Below are 17154 nucleotides of genomic sequence, written 5' to 3' on the forward strand. Positions count from 1 at the left end.
TTGCCACCTTTTTACTGTAACGATCGTGGAACGCCCGCCAGTCAAGCCTCGCTCTTGTTCTTGCCCAGATCCACACCGAGTTGCTTGAGCTTGCGATACAAGTGCGTGCGCTCCAGTCCCGTCTTCTCAGCCACCCGCGTCATGCTGCCGTTCTCACGCGCCAGGTGATACTCGAAGTACGCGCGCTCGAAGGCGTCGCGTGCATCGCGCAACGGGATGTCGAAAGAGATGGATGCCGTCGCGCCTGCCGGACCCGCCGCTGCTCCCAGCGCGCCTGCATCGCCGCTCGTCAGATTCAACGACGACGCCACCGGCAACGCGGCCGAAGCCGGCACTGTCGAACCGCTCGCCGGCAACGCCGGCCGCGTGGCCGTGTTCGCGATCGGCGCGGCAGCCGTGCCACGCGCAAGACCCTGCTCGACCGCCTTGAGCAACTTTTGCAACGCGATCGGTTTCTCAAGGAAGTTGAGCGCGCCAATCTTCGTGGCTTCAACCGCCGTATCGATAGTCGCATGGCCCGACATCATGATCACCGGCATGGTGAGCTTGCCCTGCGCTGCCCACTCTTTCAGCAGCGTCACACCGTCGGTATCGGGCATCCAGATGTCGAGCAGCACGAGATCCGGCGCCTGCCGCAACCGATACTCCCGCGCATGCTGCGCATTTTCCGCCGTCTCCACCACGTGACCTTCGTCGCTCAGGATCTCCGAGAGCAATTCCCGGATACCCATTTCGTCGTCTACCACCAGGATGGTTGCCATTTACGCTGCCCTTGTCTGCACTAATGCTTTTGTCGTTCCGTGGCTCGCCGCCGCCGAGGGCGGTGTTGCGCCCGGTTCGGCGGAATCTTCCGCGAGTTGCAGGAACAAAATCGAGATCTGCGCGCCTTCGATCACGTCAGGGGTCTTCGAACGATTGCGGATGTCGATGCGCGCGCCATGCTCGTCGACGATCTTCTTTACCGTTGCAAGACCCAGACCCGTGCCCTTCGCCTTCGTTGTCACATAAGGCTCGAACGCGCGCGAGAGAATTCGCGCGGGAAAACCAGAACCGTTATCCGATACCGTCAACCGCACCGCCACGCGGGCATGTCCGGAGGCATCGGGGTCGCCATATTCTACTGTCTTCGTTTCAAGCAGCACGCGCGGTGCGGCCACATCGGCCACCGCATCCTGCGCGTTCTGCAAAAGATTGTGGATCACCTGCCGAAGCTGCGTGGCATCGCCGCGAATCACGGGCAATTTTGTCAGCTCCACGGTGATATGACTCTTGCCCTCTTCAATGCCATACAACGTCAGCACTTCGGCCACAAGCTCGTTGAGTTGCAGGTTGCCCAGGACAGCCGGCGGCGTACGCGCGTATTCGCGGAAGTCGTCGACCATCTGCTTCATTGCCTGAACCTGATTCACGATGGTGGTCGCGCCGCGCTTGAGCACCTCGGCGTCCGCCGGAGCAAGCTTGTCGGCGAGCTTCATCTGCAACCGTTCCGCCGATAGCTGGATCGGCGTGAGCGGATTCTTGATCTCATGCGCGAGCCGCCGCGCCACTTCACCCCAGGCCACGGAACGCTGCGCCGAGATGACGTCGGAGATGTCGTCGAATACGACTACATAGCCCGTGGTTTCAGCGTCATCGGTATCGCTTTCGGTAGGGGTCAGCAACTGCGTGCCGCGTACCAACAAGGTCAACGGGTCAGTCTCGCCGGGCACCGGAACGGCGAGTTGCTGTTGCCAATGCCCACGGTCGCCAATAGGCCGGCCGCTGCCGCTTGCCGCTGCATCGCGATCCGCAAATGCCTTGCGCACCATCGCGCCGAATTCGGACAGCACGCCGATCTGTTCAAGGGGCAAATTTAGCGACGCATTGAAAGGCTGCCGGAAGATCCGCTCGGCGCCGCGATTCGCCGTGGTCAGGCGAAACTGCCGGTCGAACACGAACACGCCAGCGGTCAGGTTCGCGAGAATGCTCTCGAGATAAGCCTTCGAATGTTCAAGCGCGATCCGGTTGTTCTCAACCGCCGCACGCGCTTCGGACAATTGCCGCGTCATTGCGTTGAACGACTGCGTGAGGAAACCGAGTTCGTCACGCGACTTCACTTCGCGCTTGGGCGTGTAATCGCCCTCGGCGACTTCCTTCGTGCCTTGCGCGAGCAGGAACAACGGCCGCGCGAGCTGATTGCCAAGCGCGAGCGCGAGCATCATCGCGATGAAGGTCGCGAGGAACAACGCCAGCGTCAGCGTGCCGATATACATCTTGCGCAAGCCGGTCCGTCCGAGCGCCTTTTCCTGATACTCGCGATACGCGCGCTGCACGGCGTCGGCATTGCGGGCGAGCCCGGTACTGACCGGTTGTTCGATCTGCAGGAAACGCTCGGTCGGCTGCAGTTCAGTGGTCGAACTATCGGGGATCTTCACAATCACCCGCAGCCTCAACGCACCCTTTGGCCCCGTCTGACTCGAATCGCCGTCGACCTCGCCTTCAATAGCGCCATACGGCCTGCTGCGTGCCTGATTCAGTTGCAGCGGAGTGGGCAGGTCGTCGGGCACGAGCGCCGCGAAATTACTCGATGCCTGCGCCACCACGCGCACATCGGGCGCAGTACCGGAGCCGCTTCTCGCCGGCTCGACGATAGTCGCATCCTGCACGTTGAACTGATCGCGCAAGCGCAGCAGCGTAAGCGTGAGGCTGGTCGGATCGGCACTGGCGAGCTGATCGCCCATCAGGCGGCCTTTGTTCTGCAGATCGGACAGCGATGCATCAAGCATTCCGCGCCCGAGATTCAGCCCGGACGTAAGAGCGGTTTCCACGTTCACGTCGAACCATGACTCGATACTGCGCGACACGAACTGATACGACACCACGTAGATGATCCCGCCCGGCACGACCCCCACGAGCGCAAAGATAAACGCAAGTTTCGCGAGCAAGCGCGTGCCGAACTTGCCCTGTCGCACCCTGGTAATAATGATTACCACCAGCCCGATCACGATCAGAATCAGCACGACCGCCACCGCGAGATTCGCCGCGTAGAGCCACTGGTAATAACGATCGAAGAACTCGGTGTTCGCGCTGGCCAAGGCCAGCATGACCAGCAGCAATATGGCCGTGAGCGCGACCGTTACCACGAGCACGCGAACCACGATGCCCGTCATGTTCGTGCGGCGCATCGGCCGGCGGCGTAGTTTATTTAGCACTGGTCGCCGCCGTAAAAGTAAAACGCTTCCAGTCGGAAGAGAGATTCCAGTCGCGGTTGTTGACCGCGTCGATCTGGAACGGCTTGGGCATTAACGCAATGTCGAGTTGCATGCGCACTGACGCGTTATAGGTTTCGCCGGACTTGACCTGGTTACGATCGATCACATGCCACGATGTCACGTGCTTGATGACAGCAAGCGCTTCCTCAAGCGTGGGGAAACCGAGCTGCAAGCCGCCTGTGGAGACTCGATATTCGCGTGTCAGGGGCTGAAACGAAAGCCGGATGCTTTGCGACACGCTCACCGGGTCTTCGTCGAACCAATACCAGCGCGGTCGCGACAAATCGAAATCGGTTGTGAAATACAGCGGCACGCCCTTGTTCACGGCGTCTTCAAGGCTGCTGTTGAGATCGAAGTCGAAACGAGCGTCGAGACTCCAGCCCGATCCGTCCGCCTGCAACGACGCGCGCTGCACAGCAATGGGGTCGGCCTGCGCGGCCGAAGCCGGCATGAACGCAAGCGCAAGGCTCAACAACATGGCCAGCACGGCCTGACCGGCAGGCGCGAGCCGCAGCGAGAAAAAACGTTTGATCGTCACCGTTTCTGAAAGCGCGCGTAGAAGAATCCGTCATGGTCCGCAAAGGCTTCCGCGTCCCGCGTCGATGTTGAGCAGGTACGTTGCGCCTCGCCTGAATTGTCCGTCAGCGAGTTCGTAACCGGGTCCGGTGATACTTGCGAACCAGCCGCGCCGGTGCGGCTGGCTGTCGGCAATAGTTGCCCCGGCGCGTCCAATCGTACCGCATCTTCGTGCACCTCTCCAAACCACTGCGCCTGCAACTCGCCCTCTTCGGGGAAGATCGAGCACGTAACGTAAAGCAACTCGCCGCCGGTCGCGACCAGCGGCCAGAGCGCGGAGAGAATGCGGCGCTGCTCTTCGACCAACGCGGCAATGTCAGTGGGACGGCGCAGCCAGCGAATGTCAGGATGACGCCGTACGATTCCCGATGCCGAACACGGCACGTCGGCAAGAATACGATCGAACGGATCGCCGTCCGACCAGCCCGACGGTTCACCGGCATCGCCTACGCGAATTTCCGCCTGCACGCTCAGGCGCTGCAGGTTCTCGCCGATACGCCGTGCGCGTCCCGGATCGCTTTCTACCGCGATCAACTCGACGTTCGCCAGTTCCAGCACGTGACCCGTCTTGCCACCGGGTGCAGCGCAGGCGTCGAGCACGCGCATGCCGTCTCGTGCGTTCAGCAACTGTGCGGCGAGTTGCGCGCCGGCGTCCTGAACCGAGACGACGCCGTCAGCAAAACCGGGGATCTTGTCGACCGCCATCGGGGTCTTGAGGCGTACAGCGTGGAGGCCGGCCGCGTCCGCCTCTATGTTCTCGGCCTTGAGGACGTCGAGATATTGCGCGACGCTCATGCGCCGCGCGTTCACGCGCAACGTGAGCGGCCCTTGCCGATTACCGGCGTCCAGGATGTTTTCCCATTCGTCAGGCTGGCTGCGCTTGACCGCGTCGATCCACCACGCGGGATAGTTGAAGCGGACGACCGGGTTGCTTTGAACCTCGGCGAGTAACGCTTCACGCTCACGCAGGAACGAGCGCAGCACCGCGTTGACCAGGCCCTTCGCAAACGCGAATTCGTGCCTCGCGGCGATCGCGTTGACGGCTTGATCGACAACGGTGAAAGGTGTGTACGCGGCGTTGGCTTCGTCATCGACAAGCAGCGCGAACGCGCAGGCCATCACATTCGATACATGCGGCGGCGGCGCCTTGCGCACCAGTTTCGCGAGCAGCGCGTCGGCCACGGCGAGACGCCTCAGCGTGCGGTACGCAATGTCCTGCGTCGCCCCGCGCGATACCGCTACATGCGTTGCCGCGATAACCGTCTGCAAGGCTGCGGGCAGCGCCGAACCGGCACGCACCGCGCCGACCGCTTGCGCGGCGGCATCGAGCGCGAACGCAAGTGAATCGGGAGCGAGCTGAAGCGTGGCCAGACGGGCGTCGGACGACGTTCGGCTGCTATCCGCCGATGAAATGGCGCGGCGTCGGGAAGGCTTTTCGGTCATGTCGGGGCGAAGGCGTTCGAGCCGGCCGATGCCGGTCCGCACAAACGAAGCATTGTAACTTGCGAGGGGTTTAGCCCGAGATTGGGACCCGGATGCTGGCCGAACGGCCGGGATTGGAGGCAGCCCGCTGTTTATCGTTTATGACAAAATCCATCGTCGCTTGCGCGGCGATGGGTCCGTGGCTGCGGCCTTAGACAGGCACCATCACTCCATCCGCCCGGTTCGCGCCATCTCCATCAAGCGTGCGACACGCTCCTCGGTGGCCGGGTGCGTGGAAAAAAGCTTGGAGATGCCGCCGCCCGCCAGCGGGTTCATGATCATCATCTGCGCGGTCGCGGGATGCTGCTCGGCGGTCGGGAACGGGACGCCCGCCGCATACGCGTGGATTTTCTCGAGCGCGCTGGCGAGCGCTTGCGGATCGCCGGAAATCTGCGCGCCGCCGCGATCGGCTTCGAATTCCCGCGCCCTCGATATCGCCATCTGGATCAGCGCACCCGCCAGCGGCGCCAGCATGGCGACAGCAATACTGGCGATCGGGTTGCTGCGCCGGCCGTCGGAATCCCGGCCGCCAAAGAACATGGCGAAGTTGGCCAGCGCCGAGATCGCACCGGCCATGGTCGCCGACACCGTCGAGATCAAGATGTCGCGGTGCTTCACGTGCGCCAACTCATGCGCCATCACGCCGCGCAATTCGCGCTCGGACAACACCCGCAAGATGCCGGTTGTTGCCGCGACCGCCGCGTGCTCCGGATTGCGCCCGGTTGCGAACGCGTTAGGCGCGTTTTCGTCGATGAGATACACCTTCGGCATGGGCAGTTGCGCCCGCGTGGCGAGCTCGCGAACCATCCGATAAAACTGCGGCGCGCTGGCTTCGTCGACTTCCTGTGCGTTGTACATCTTCAGCACGAGCTTGTCGGAGAACCAGTACGAGAAGAAATTCATGGCGAGGGCGACGAGCAACGCAAGCATCATCCCCTTGCTGCCGCCGATCATTCCTCCGATCACGACAAAAAGGGCCGTGATCGCTGCCATCAGCATCGCCGTTTTGACCCAATTGAACATGTCTTGAACTCCTCACCCAATATCAATGCGCTGTAAGCGCGAACGGCCGAAGCGGCCTTTTTGCCCAACCGAACAATCGTTCAGCGATAAGTCAGCCACAGATTGTAAGCAAAATGTTAGATAAGGGCATCCCGGAAAAATTCAATCACCTGTGCGAAGTCGCCAGCTTGATGCCCAATCCGACGAATGCGCTGCCCACCACCCTGTCCAGCCATAGCTTGACGCTCGGTTTGCCGGAGAAGCGTTTCGTCACGCTACCCGCAATCCACGCCACAAACGTGTTCCAGAAGGTGCTGACCAGCACGAACACGAAACCGAGCGCGAGGAACGCAAGGGTTTTGTGCGCGCTGTCGACGGCAACGAATTGCGGGATGAATGAGACGAAAAACAGCACCACTTTCGGGTTCAGCACGTTCGTAACGAAGCCTTGTGTGAAGAGCTGCTGCAGCGATTTTGGCGCAGCGCGAACGCGGGTTGCTTCACTCTGCTCGTTGCGGGTTTTCGCGGCGGCTGGCTTCGCGAAGATCAGCCGCACGCCAAGATAGATCAGATAAATCGCACCCGCGAACTTGACGACGGTGAATGCCGTCACCGATGCAGCCAGCAACGCCGTCAGCCCAAACGCGCAGGCTAGCGTATGCACGATGCAGCCGAGAGCAATGCCCAGCGCCGACACCACGCCCGCGCCCCGTCCTTGAGCAACGCTTCGGCCAACGATGTACGCCGTATCCGGCCCCGGCGTAACGCTGAGCAACATAACCGCGACGATAAACAGCGTGAAACCGGTGATTCCAAGCATCGCGGGACCTTTGTCTCGTTTTTTTTGGCTGGCGTTAGCGGTGTCAGCGACGGCGCGGGAAATAGGCGAAAACCAACGCGGACAGCGTTTCAGGCACCCGGCGCGACTTTCTGAAGTTCGAATCGCTGCCCTTTAACAATAGGCGATCCAGCGAGAAACTCGCGCACGGGAAGTCGTTTGCCGCCGGGCTTTTGCAACTGCGTAAGTCGCAGGCCGCCTTGACCGCACGCCACCACGACGCCCTCCGCGCCGCTGTCCACAATCACGCCGGCGTCGGCATCACTCGTCAGTTCCACCGGCTCTGCAGACCAGATCTTCACGACGACGCCATCGAGCGTTCCAAATGCACCGGGAAACGGATCGAACGCGCGAATCTGACGCGCCAGCATGCTCGCCGGCCGGCGCCAGTCGAGCGCCGCTTCGTGCTTGGCAATCTTCTCAGCGTATGTCGCGCCGTCTTGCGGCTGCGGTGTGACGGGCAAGGCGCCGTCCCGCTCGATATCGCGCAACGCTTCGACGATCAGATCAGCGCCGAGTTGCGCCATCCGGTCGTGCAGCGTGGCGGTGGTGTCGGTGGGCATGATCGCGATGTGACCTTTGACGATCATCGCGCCGGTGTCGAGCCCTGCATCCATTTGCATCAGCGTGATGCCCGTCTCGGCGTCACCGGCTTCAAGCGCACGATGAATCGGCGCTGCGCCTCGCCAGCGGGGCAACAGCGAACCGTGAATATTGATTGCACCCAGCGGCGGGATGTCGAGCACTTCCTGCGGCAGGATCAGCCCGTACGCCGCAACCACCATCACGTCGTGCGGCGTAGCCTTCAACAGTTCAATAGCAGCGGCAGCTTCCTCGGGATACTTGCCCTTGCGCCGCAACGATGTCGGCTGCGCTACCGGCAAGCCGTGCTCGATCGCGAAGCGCTTCACCGGCCCCGCGGCCAGTTTCATCCCCCGCCCCGCCGGCCGGTCCGGCTGCGTCAACACCAGCGGCACATGGAAACCCGCCGAATGAATGGCGGCCAGCGCGGCAGCGGCAAATTCAGGTGTTCCAGCAAATACGACACGCAGCGATTGAGTCATCGATTCAGCAACCTGCAAATTCCAGCATCCATCTTAGTGAATCGACGCGTCACAGCGCCTTTTCGAGCTTTCTCATCTTGCCGCGAATTCGGGTCTGCTTAAGCGACGACAGGTATTCGACAAACACGCGCCCCATCAAGTGATCCATCTCATGCTGGATGCACACGGCGAGCAACTCGTCGCAGTCGATTTCGAACGTCTCGCCCTTCTCGTTCAGCGCCCGCACGCGGACCTTTTCCGGCCGCTCAACGAAGTCGTAAATGCCCGGCACCGACAAGCAGCCTTCTTCGTGATCCTTCTTCTCGTCGCTCGACCAGACGATCTCCGGATTGATGAAGGCCTGGAGCTGGTCGTGCGTGTCCGATGTGTCGATCACGATCACGCGTTCATGCACGTCCACCTGGGTTGCGGCAAGGCCGACGCCAGGCGCCGCGTACATGGTTTCAGCCATGTCGGCGACGAGCCTGCGAATCCGGTCATTGACGACCTCTACGGGCTTGGCGACCTTGTGCAGCCGCTTGTCCGGGTACTTGAGTATGTTGAGCAGAGCCATGATTCAGATTATCGACGCACGCCGCAGCGCGCGATAGTCGGCCATTAGGCCAGGTTGTAAAAGAGTGCCGGTATCGAGAAGATGATTGGGCCGAAACGCAGCGCTTCAACGTCGTTTCAGTGCCGCTCGTGGGGCGGCAACGCGTTGCCCGATCGGCCAGGAACAGGGCCGTTCGGCAATCCTTTCGTATTTCGGAATATGAAAATTTTAACATGACGCCTTTCCCGTTGCCGACGACCGAAACCAAGCCCTGTCTGGGAGAAACCGATTTGCAGGACATTTCAGCCTGGCTGCGGCTGGCGAATGCGAGCGGTTTGCCGCCCATCGCGCTGCGTGCGCTGCTTGCCGAATTCAGCGGCCCGCAAGCGGTGTTGAACCAGTCATTCAGCGCGCTCGCGGCTATCGCCGGCGAGAAGGCGGCCTATGCCGTGCTTGGCGCGCCACCACGCTCGGAACTCGGCTCATTCGACGAATGCCTTGCGCGCACGCTTGAGTGGGCGTCGGTTCCCGGCAACAGAATCGTCACGCTGGCGGATTCCGCTTACCCGCCGGCGCTTCTGACCATGCCCGATCCGCCACCGCTGCTATATGTAAAGGGACGGCTGGACCTGCTTCACGCCCGGGCGGTGGCGATCGTCGGCAGCCGGAGCGCAACGCCGCAAGGCACTGACGACGCCCGCCGCTTCGCGCACGCTCTTTCGGACGCGGGGCTCGCGATTGTGTCGGGGCTCGCGTTGGGTATCGACGGCGCGGCGCATCGCGGCGGCCTCAGTGGTCCCGGCGGCACGATTGCGGTCATCGGAACGGGTGCGGATCTTGTCTATCCGCCGCTGCACCACGCGCTGGCGCACGAGATTGCGACGAACGGCACGATCGTGTCGGAATGGCCACTCGGCACGCCGGCCCGGCAGGCGAATTTTCCGCAGCGTAACCGGTTGATCGCGGGGCTGGCGAGTGGCGTGCTGATTGTCGAAGCGGCAATGCGCTCGGGGTCGCTGATCACCGCCCGGTTCGCCAACGAAATGGGGCGCGATGTATTCGCGATTCCCGGATCGATCCATGCGCCGTTGTCGCGCGGGTGTCATCGGATGATCAAGCAGGGGGCGAAGCTCGTTGAAACGCCCGACGATATTCTCGAAGAGTTTGGTTTTGCGGTTCAGAGCGAAGCGGCGGCGTCGCCCGTATCGAAACCGCGAAGGCGTGGGAAAGTGAGTTCATCGGAGGACGCCGGCACCGAACCCGTTACCGGCGAATTCGCGCTGGAGCTTCAGGACTCGCCGAGCGCGAGTTCCGCCGCCACCCGAGGCAAACCGGCAAACGCGTCCTGGGCGTCCGCATCGTTAAAACCTGCCAACCCCAAAGCTGAACGCCTGCTCGATGCACTCGGGCACTCGCCCGCGACGCTTGAAATTCTTGCCGAGCGGACCGACATGGATGGCGCAACGTTACAAAGCCTGCTGCTGCAACTCGAACTATCGGGGCGGGTTGGCACGTTGCCGGGAGGCCGATTTGCCCGGCTTGAACGCTGATTTTTCGACGCCATGCTACATTCGCCACAAAATCCGCTGCCTGCACCGGCTACACATTACTGACGAAAAGGACTGCAAGGAACCATGCCCGCGCTGAATCTCGACACCGACGCCGATCAGATTGCCGAGCGTCTGGCCAGCGCAGGCACGCTGCTCGTCGCCTGCCTGTGCGCCGAATGGTGCGGGACGTGCCGGGATTATCGGGAGAGTTTCAACCTGCTCGCCGATGCCCATCCGGACATCTGCTTTGCGTGGATCGACATCGAAAACCAGGCGGATCGCTTCGATGACCTCGATGTGGAAAATTTTCCGACTGTTTTGATCGAGGACGCCGTGACAACCCGTTTTTTTGGAACGGTGCTGCCACAAACGGCCATTGTCGCGCGCATGCTGACGGACTTGAGCGCGTTGCCGGGTGTGGTGGGCGCACCGAAGATCCGGCCCGCGCTGGTCGCCGCATGAATTGACGTGTGAATCGACGCCTGAATCGACGCCTGAATCGACGCGCAAGTCGAATTAACCGGCAAGACCACTATGCGCAACCCGGCGCACTCGTAAGCTGAAACGGCTTTCGCGCTTGCATCACAAAGCACTCACATTCACCGTTCGGCATCCCGCGTTTCACCAAATGCCAGACCGCGCGCCGCACGCCATATGCTATAAAGCGGACGTTAACGGGTCCGAACCGCGGTGGCGCAAGCCGCCCGAAACCGGCCTCATGCCAGTCCCTAACTAGAATCGAGTCATGTCCAAAGCCCTGATCATTGCTGAAAAGCCTTCTGTCGCGAACGACATCGCGCGCGCTTTGGGCGGCTTCACCAAGCATGACGAATATTACGAAAGCGAAGACTACGTGCTGTCGTCGGCTGTCGGCCACTTGCTCGAAATTGCCGCTCCCGAGGAATTCGAGGTCAAGCGCGGCAAGTGGAGTTTCGCCAATTTGCCCGTGATTCCGCCGCATTTCGACCTGAATCCGATCGCGAAAACCGAATCCCGGCTCAAAGTGCTGACGAAGCTGCTCAAGCGCAAGGACGTCGACCGACTGATCAACGCCTGCGACGCGGGGCGCGAAGGCGAACTGATTTTTCGCCTGATCGCGCAGCACGCAAAGGCCAAGCAGCCGGTGCAGCGCCTCTGGCTTCAGTCGATGACCGCCGGTTCTATCCGCGACGGTTTCGCGAACCTGCGTAGCGACGCCGACATGCAGCCGCTCGCGGACGCCGCCCGTTGCCGTTCCGAAGCCGACTGGCTTGTGGGCATCAACGGCACGCGCGCCATGACCGCGTTCAACAGCAAGGGCGGCGGTTTCTTCCTGACGACCGTTGGCCGCGTTCAGACGCCAACGTTGTCTATCGTTGTGGAACGCGAGGAAAAGATCCGTCGCTTCGTGTCGCGCGATTATTGGGAAGTGCGTGCGGAATTTATCGCCGCGAAGGGCATGTACGAGGGTCGCTGGTTTGACCCGAAATTCAAGCGCGTCGAAGGCGATCCGGAGCAGCGCGATTCGCGGCTCTGGAGCTTGCCGGCTGCTGAAACCATTGTGGCGGCTTGTCGTGGCAAGACTGGCACGGTAACGGAAGAAGCGAAGCCGACCACGCAGATGTCGCCGCTCCTGTTCGACCTGACCAGCTTGCAGCGCGAGGCCAACGGCCGCTTTGGCTTTTCGGCCAAGAACACGCTCGGCCTGGCTCAGGCGCTGTACGAAAAGCACAAGGTGCTCACGTACCCTCGTACCGACGCCCGCGCACTGCCCGAGGATTACATCCCGACGGTGAAAGACACGCTCGCGATGCTCAAGGAGAGCAACAACTATCTGCCGCATGCGAAGCAGGTGTTGGACAAGGGCTGGGTGAAGCCGAACAAGCGCATCTTCGATAACTCGAAGATCAGCGATCACTTCGCCATCATCCCGACCTTGCAAGCGCCGAAAGCGTTGTCCGAGCCGGAGCAGAAGCTGTACGACCTGGTCGTGAAGCGCTTCCTCGCGGTGTTTTTCCCGGCGGCCGAATACTTGGTCACCACGCGGATCACCGAAGTCTCCGGCCATCATTTCAAGACCGAAGGCAAGGTGCTCGTCGAACCGGGTTGGCTGCAGGTCTACGGCAAGGAAGTGGGCGGAGAAGAAGCCAATCTCGTGCAGGTTCAGAAGGACGAGAAGGTCGATGTCGAGAAGGTCGCGGCAGTCGGTCTCGTCACGAAGCCGCCTGCGCGTTACAACGAAGCGTCGTTGCTTTCGGCCATGGAAGGCGCGGGCAAGCTTATCGAGGACGAAGAACTGCGCGAGGCAATGGCCGCGAAGGGTCTGGGCACGCCGGCTACGCGTGCAGCAGTTATCGAAGGGCTGCTGGGTGAAAAGTACATGGTGCGCGAAGGCCGTGAGCTGATTCCGACGGCGAAGGCGTTTCAGTTGATGACCTTGCTACGCGGTCTCGGCGTAGAGGAACTGACGGCGCCGGAACTGACCGGCGAGTGGGAGCACAAGCTCTCGCAGATGGAACGCGGCAAGCTGCCGCGCGACGAGTTCATGCAGGAAATCGCGCGCATGACACAGACCATCGTGAAGCGCGCGAAGGAATACGACTCCGACACCATTCCCGGCGATTATACGACGCTCGAAACGCCGTGCCCAAATTGCGGCAGCCAGATCAAGGAGAACTATCGGCGATTCGCCTGTACGAAGTGCGAATTCTCGATGTCGAAAATTCCTGGCGGACGGCAGTTCGAGATTCCGGAAGTCGAGCAGTTGATCAAGGACAAGACCATCGGGCCGTTGTCGGGTTTCCGCAGCAAGATGGGCCGGCCGTTTTCGGCAATCCTGAAGCTGTCTTTCGACGACGAAATCAAGAACTGGAAGCTCGAGTTCGACTTCGGTCAGGATGCCGGCGGTGAAGACGGCGAGCCAGTGGACTTCTCGGAGCAGACGCCGGTTGGCGCATGCCCGAAATGTCACTCGAAGGTCTACGAGCACGGCATGAGTTATATCTGTGAAAACTCGGTGGCGAATCCGAAGACCTGCGATTTCCGTTCGGGCAAGGTGATCCTGCAGCAGGAAATGTCGCGCGAGCAGATGACGAAGTTGCTCGAAGAAGGACGCACGGACCTGCTGACGGGCTTCAAGTCATCGCGTACGGGCCGGAACTTCAAGGCGTTCCTGGTGAAGCAACCGGACGGCAAGATCGGCTTCGAATTCGAGAAGAAGGAACCGAAGCCAGGTGCGAAACCCGCCGTCAAGCGCGGTGCGGCGGCAGCGACCGAAGCGGAAGACGAAGGTGACGGCGACGTCGCAGTGGCGGCCAAGAAGACGACCGTGAAGCCTGCGGCGAAAAAAGTGGCGGCCAAGAAGGTAGCGGCCAAGAAGGCGCCAGCTCGCAAGGCAAGTTAGTTTTCAGGGCCGGCAGCTTAGGCACGGCAGTATAAAAAAAGCCCGCGAATCATTCGCGGGCTTTTTTTCGTTCATCATGCTGGACAACGCTTAACCACTCAGGAAACCTCACCACACCGACCTCCGTCAGAACGGCGAGGGCATCGCCGGCGTGGAACGCGAGCGCGACTTCGCAGGCTTGCCACCCAGCTTGTTGTCATCGGCAGTAGTCACGTCAGCTTCGAAGCGTGCGCCGCCTTCCGCTTCCGCATAGGCCGCGTGCGCGACCAGCGGCTCGGAATCGCGCTCATCAATTGCCGGCGCCCCCGGCTTGACGAAGCCGTCCTTCACCCACTGCTCGCCAAGCTGATGATTCGGCGTCTGGCTGAAATGCTCGACAAGGTGATCGATAAACGTGCGCACCTTCGCCGGCAAATGGCGCCGGCTGGGATACGCAACATTGATCTCGACCTGCGGCAGCGCGTAGTCGCTCAGCAGGCGCACCAGCTTGCCGCGCGTGGTGTCGTTACCGATCAGGTAACTCGGCAGGATCGCGATGCCCATGCCGAGCAGCGCGAACTGGCGCAGCATCTCGGTATTGTTCGCGACGATCACGTTCGTCGGCCGCACGCGCACTTCGCCTTCCGGGCCAGTGAACACGCGCTCATCGCCGAAATATTCGGACGGCAAACTCAGCGAAGGATGTTCCGACAGGTCTTCCGGCCGCGTCGGCACGCCGTGTCTTTCGAGATATTCCGGCGTGGCGCATACGGTGAGGCAACCCGTCGTGAGGCGTCGCGTGACAATGCTCGCGCTGCGCATCTGGCGCGCGATCACAATGCCCACGTCGAAGCCTTCTTCCACCAGATCGACTTGCCGGTCGACCAGCGTGACGTCAGGCACGACTTTCGGATAACGTGCCGTGTAGGTCTGCAGCACGGGCGCGAGGTTGTGCAGGCCGAACACCACGGGTGCGACAATTCGTAGCGATCCAACCGGTTCGTGGTTACGCGCAACCACCATTTGTTCGACGTCCTCGAGCTCGTCGAGGATCTGGCGGGCGCGTTCCAGGTAGACCTGGCCAGATTCCGTCAGCGACAGGCTGCGCGTAGTGCGGTTGAGCAGGCGAGTGCCGAGACGCCCTTCCAGGTCAGCGATATGACGTGTCGCCACTGCATTCGAGATATCCATTGCGCCGGCCGCGCGGGCAAAACTGCCGAGATCCGCCACTCGGACGAATACTTTCATCGACTGCAAATGATCCATGAGACAACTCCTGCTGCTAGACGGCCTCTTTTAAATTCCAGAAGCAATTCGGAATTATCCTAGGACTCCCGTTTTCGTGCAGAAGTTGCCTTAAATGTGACTTTTTCTGACAAAAGATTTCAGCTTTACCATTCGGCAAAGTGAAACCCGGTGCATTGTTGCTAAATTCGGAACGATGTAACTATCCAGTAAGCGCCGACATCATTCTGAAAAGCTGGCTGAAGCAATTTTGACGCTGTATGGCGGGAAATGCAGAAGGGCCGCTAATGCGGCCCTTATTTCATCGATTATGTCGACTTACGTCACTAATCGCGTTAATCATGTTTTAACGAAAAATTACGCCGAGACCCTCTTTTCGAACGCCGCTTTCGTTTCGGCAAGCTCGGCAGGCAGACCCTGGGCGAGTTTCGTGAACAATTCGTCGTGGAGTTCGAGCTCAGCCCGCCATGCCGAGTCCTGCACGGAAATCACGCGTTCGAACTGCTCACGGGTGAAATCGAGCGCGCCCCAGTCTATGTCCTCAAAGCGCGGCGAGAGGCCGAACGCGTGTTCATCGCCGTGAGCGGTGCCTTCAATACGGCCGATCATCCAGCTCAGCACGCGCATGTTGTCGCCGAAACCCGGCCACACGAACTTGCCGTCCGCGTCCTTGCGGAACCAGTTCACGCAGAAGAATTTCGGCAGTTTGGCGTCGAGCTGCTCCAGTTGTTTGCCCACTTTCAGCCAGTGGCCGAAATAGTCGCTCATGTTGTAGCCACAGAACGGCAGCATGGCGAACGGATCGCGCCTGACCACGCCCTGCTGGCCGGCTGCGGCGGCGGTGGTTTCCGAGCCCATGGTCGCGGCCATGTAGACGCCCTCGTTCCAGCTGCGCGCTTCAGTGACGAGCGGCACGGTGTCCGAACGGCGGCCGCCGAAGATAAACGCATCAATCGCCACGCCGGCGGGATTCTCCCAGTCTGCATCGATGGACGGACATTGCGCAGCCGGCGCCGTGAAACGGGCGTTCGGATGCGCGGCCTTCTTGCCCGACTCCGGCGTCCAGTCATTACCCTGCCAGTCGATCAGATGCGCCGGCGGGTTGTCCGTCATGCCTTCCCACCAGACGTCGCCGTCGTCGGTGAGCGCCACGTTCGTGAAGATCACGTTCTCCTTGAGGGTCGCCATGGCATTGAAATTGGTCTTTTCGCTCGTGCCCGGCGCCACGCCGAAATAGCCCGCTTCAGGGTTGATTGCGTACAGCCGGCCGTCGCGGCCTGGCTTGATCCAGGCGATGTCGTCGCCAATGGTGGAGACCTTCCAGCCCGCCATGTCCAGCGGCGGAATCAGCATGGCGAAGTTGGTCTTGCCGCACGCCGACGGAAACGCCGCCGCCACGTGATACTTGCGCCCTTCCGGCGACGTCACGCCAAGAATGAGCATGTGTTCGGCAAGCCAGCCTTCGTCGCGTCCCATCGTCGATGCAATCCGCAACGCAAAACATTTCTTGCCGAGCAGCGCGTTGCCGCCGTAACCCGAGCCGAAACTCCAGATTTCGCGGCTCTCTGGAAAATGAACGATGTATTTTGTGTCGTTGCACGGCCAGGGAACGTCCTGCTTACCCTGCTGCAAAGGCGCGCCAACCGAATGCACGCAGGGCACGAACTCGCCGCTGGCGCCCAGCACGTCGTACACCGCGCGGCCCATGCGCGTCATGATGCGCATATTCGTCACCACGTACGGACTGTCCGTCAGTTCCACGCCAATATGGGCGATCGGCGAGCCGAGCGGACCCATCGAAAAAGGGACGACGAACATCGTGCGGCCGGTCATGCAGCCGTCGAACAGACCGTCCAGCGTGAGACGCATTTCCGCAGGATCGATCCAGTTGTTCGTCGGACCGGCCTGTTCGGGGCGCGTCGAGCAGATGAACGTCCGGTCTTCCACCCGCGCGACGTCGGATGGGTCCGAGCAGGCAAGGTAGGAATTGGGCCGTTTGGCGGGATTGAGGCGTTTGAGCGTGCCGGCATCGACCATCTGTTGTGACAGGCGATCGCATTCCTCCTCCGAGCCGTCACACCATTCAATCCGATCCGGCTTCGTCAGCGCGGCGACCTGCTGCACCCAGTCGATGAGTTTCCGGTTCTTCACGTACGCCGGTACGTCGCCGTCGGCGACCACGTTTTGATCTACTACTGCGGGCTGGTTCATCGAGCACACTCCGTTCTTAGATGAGAAAACGGTTTGCAACCC

Annotated in this window: 13 protein-coding genes; 3 read left to right on the forward strand and 10 right to left on the reverse strand. The window is 61.2% G+C overall.

The window, feature by feature from the left end; all coding sequences use genetic code 11:
• Window positions 1–41 precede the first annotated feature (41 nt).
• The 8 genes from esaR to def form a co-directional block, all read right to left on the reverse strand.
• Window positions 42–761 (reverse strand): response regulator transcription factor EsaR, encoded by a 720-nt coding sequence (gene esaR, locus GSQ93_RS02210; RefSeq protein ID WP_158934048.1) that lies wholly within the window; start codon window positions 759–761, stop codon window positions 42–44.
• Complete coding sequence (locus GSQ93_RS02215; protein WP_174254571.1) at window positions 762–3164, reverse strand: PAS domain-containing sensor histidine kinase; 2403 nt, start codon at window positions 3162–3164, stop codon at window positions 762–764. It abuts the gene before it with no gap.
• A 16-nt stretch (window positions 3165–3180) separates the two neighbouring features.
• The gene (locus GSQ93_RS02220) at window positions 3181–3789 is read right to left on the reverse strand and encodes a DUF4390 domain-containing protein (protein WP_158934049.1); all 609 of its coding nucleotides are present in this window, start codon (window positions 3787–3789) and stop codon (window positions 3181–3183) included.
• Window positions 3786–5270: a 16S rRNA (cytosine(967)-C(5))-methyltransferase RsmB gene (gene rsmB, locus GSQ93_RS02225; protein ID WP_158934050.1), complete on the reverse strand. Its 1485-nt coding sequence runs from the start codon at window positions 5268–5270 to the stop codon at window positions 3786–3788. The genes GSQ93_RS02220 and rsmB overlap by 4 nt, the downstream gene beginning before the upstream one ends.
• Before the next feature lie 204 nt (window positions 5271–5474).
• Window positions 5475–6332 (reverse strand): zinc metalloprotease HtpX, encoded by an 858-nt coding sequence (gene htpX, locus GSQ93_RS02230; RefSeq protein WP_158934051.1) that lies wholly within the window; start codon window positions 6330–6332, stop codon window positions 5475–5477.
• Window positions 6333–6477: 145 nt separating this feature from the next.
• Complete coding sequence (locus GSQ93_RS02235) at window positions 6478–7131, reverse strand: LysE family translocator (protein WP_158934052.1); 654 nt, start codon at window positions 7129–7131, stop codon at window positions 6478–6480.
• 89 nt (window positions 7132–7220) lie between these two features.
• The gene (fmt, locus tag GSQ93_RS02240; RefSeq protein ID WP_158934053.1) at window positions 7221–8213 is read right to left on the reverse strand and encodes a methionyl-tRNA formyltransferase; all 993 of its coding nucleotides are present in this window, start codon (window positions 8211–8213) and stop codon (window positions 7221–7223) included.
• Between the two features lie 49 nt (window positions 8214–8262).
• Complete coding sequence (gene def, locus GSQ93_RS02245; protein ID WP_089166491.1) at window positions 8263–8766, reverse strand: peptide deformylase; 504 nt, start codon at window positions 8764–8766, stop codon at window positions 8263–8265.
• Between the two features lie 212 nt (window positions 8767–8978).
• Between def and dprA the strand changes: the two genes are divergently transcribed.
• The 3 genes from dprA (at window position 8979) to GSQ93_RS02260 (ending at window position 13677) form a co-directional block, all read left to right on the forward strand.
• Window positions 8979–10295 (forward strand): DNA-processing protein DprA, encoded by a 1317-nt coding sequence (gene dprA / locus GSQ93_RS02250; RefSeq protein ID WP_158934054.1) that lies wholly within the window; start codon window positions 8979–8981, stop codon window positions 10293–10295.
• Window positions 10296–10379: 84 nt separating this feature from the next.
• On the forward strand, window positions 10380–10757 hold the full coding sequence (locus tag GSQ93_RS02255) for a thioredoxin family protein (protein ID WP_158934055.1): 378 nt from the start codon (window positions 10380–10382) through the stop codon (window positions 10755–10757).
• A 283-nt stretch (window positions 10758–11040) separates the two neighbouring features.
• Window positions 11041–13677 (forward strand): DNA topoisomerase III, encoded by a 2637-nt coding sequence (locus GSQ93_RS02260; protein ID WP_158934056.1) that lies wholly within the window; start codon window positions 11041–11043, stop codon window positions 13675–13677.
• Between the two features lie 126 nt (window positions 13678–13803).
• Here the strand turns inward: GSQ93_RS02260 and GSQ93_RS02265 are convergent, their stop codons facing one another.
• On the reverse strand, window positions 13804–14922 hold the full coding sequence (locus tag GSQ93_RS02265) for a LysR family transcriptional regulator (RefSeq protein ID WP_158934057.1): 1119 nt from the start codon (window positions 14920–14922) through the stop codon (window positions 13804–13806).
• A 336-nt stretch (window positions 14923–15258) separates the two neighbouring features.
• Entirely contained in the window at window positions 15259–17112 is a 1854-nt protein-coding gene (locus tag GSQ93_RS02270; protein WP_158934058.1) for a phosphoenolpyruvate carboxykinase (GTP), read from the reverse strand.
• Window positions 17113–17154 lie beyond the last annotated feature (42 nt).

This window comes from Burkholderia sp. S171, assembly GCF_009766085.1.
GTDB lineage: Bacteria > Pseudomonadota > Gammaproteobacteria > Burkholderiales > Burkholderiaceae > Caballeronia.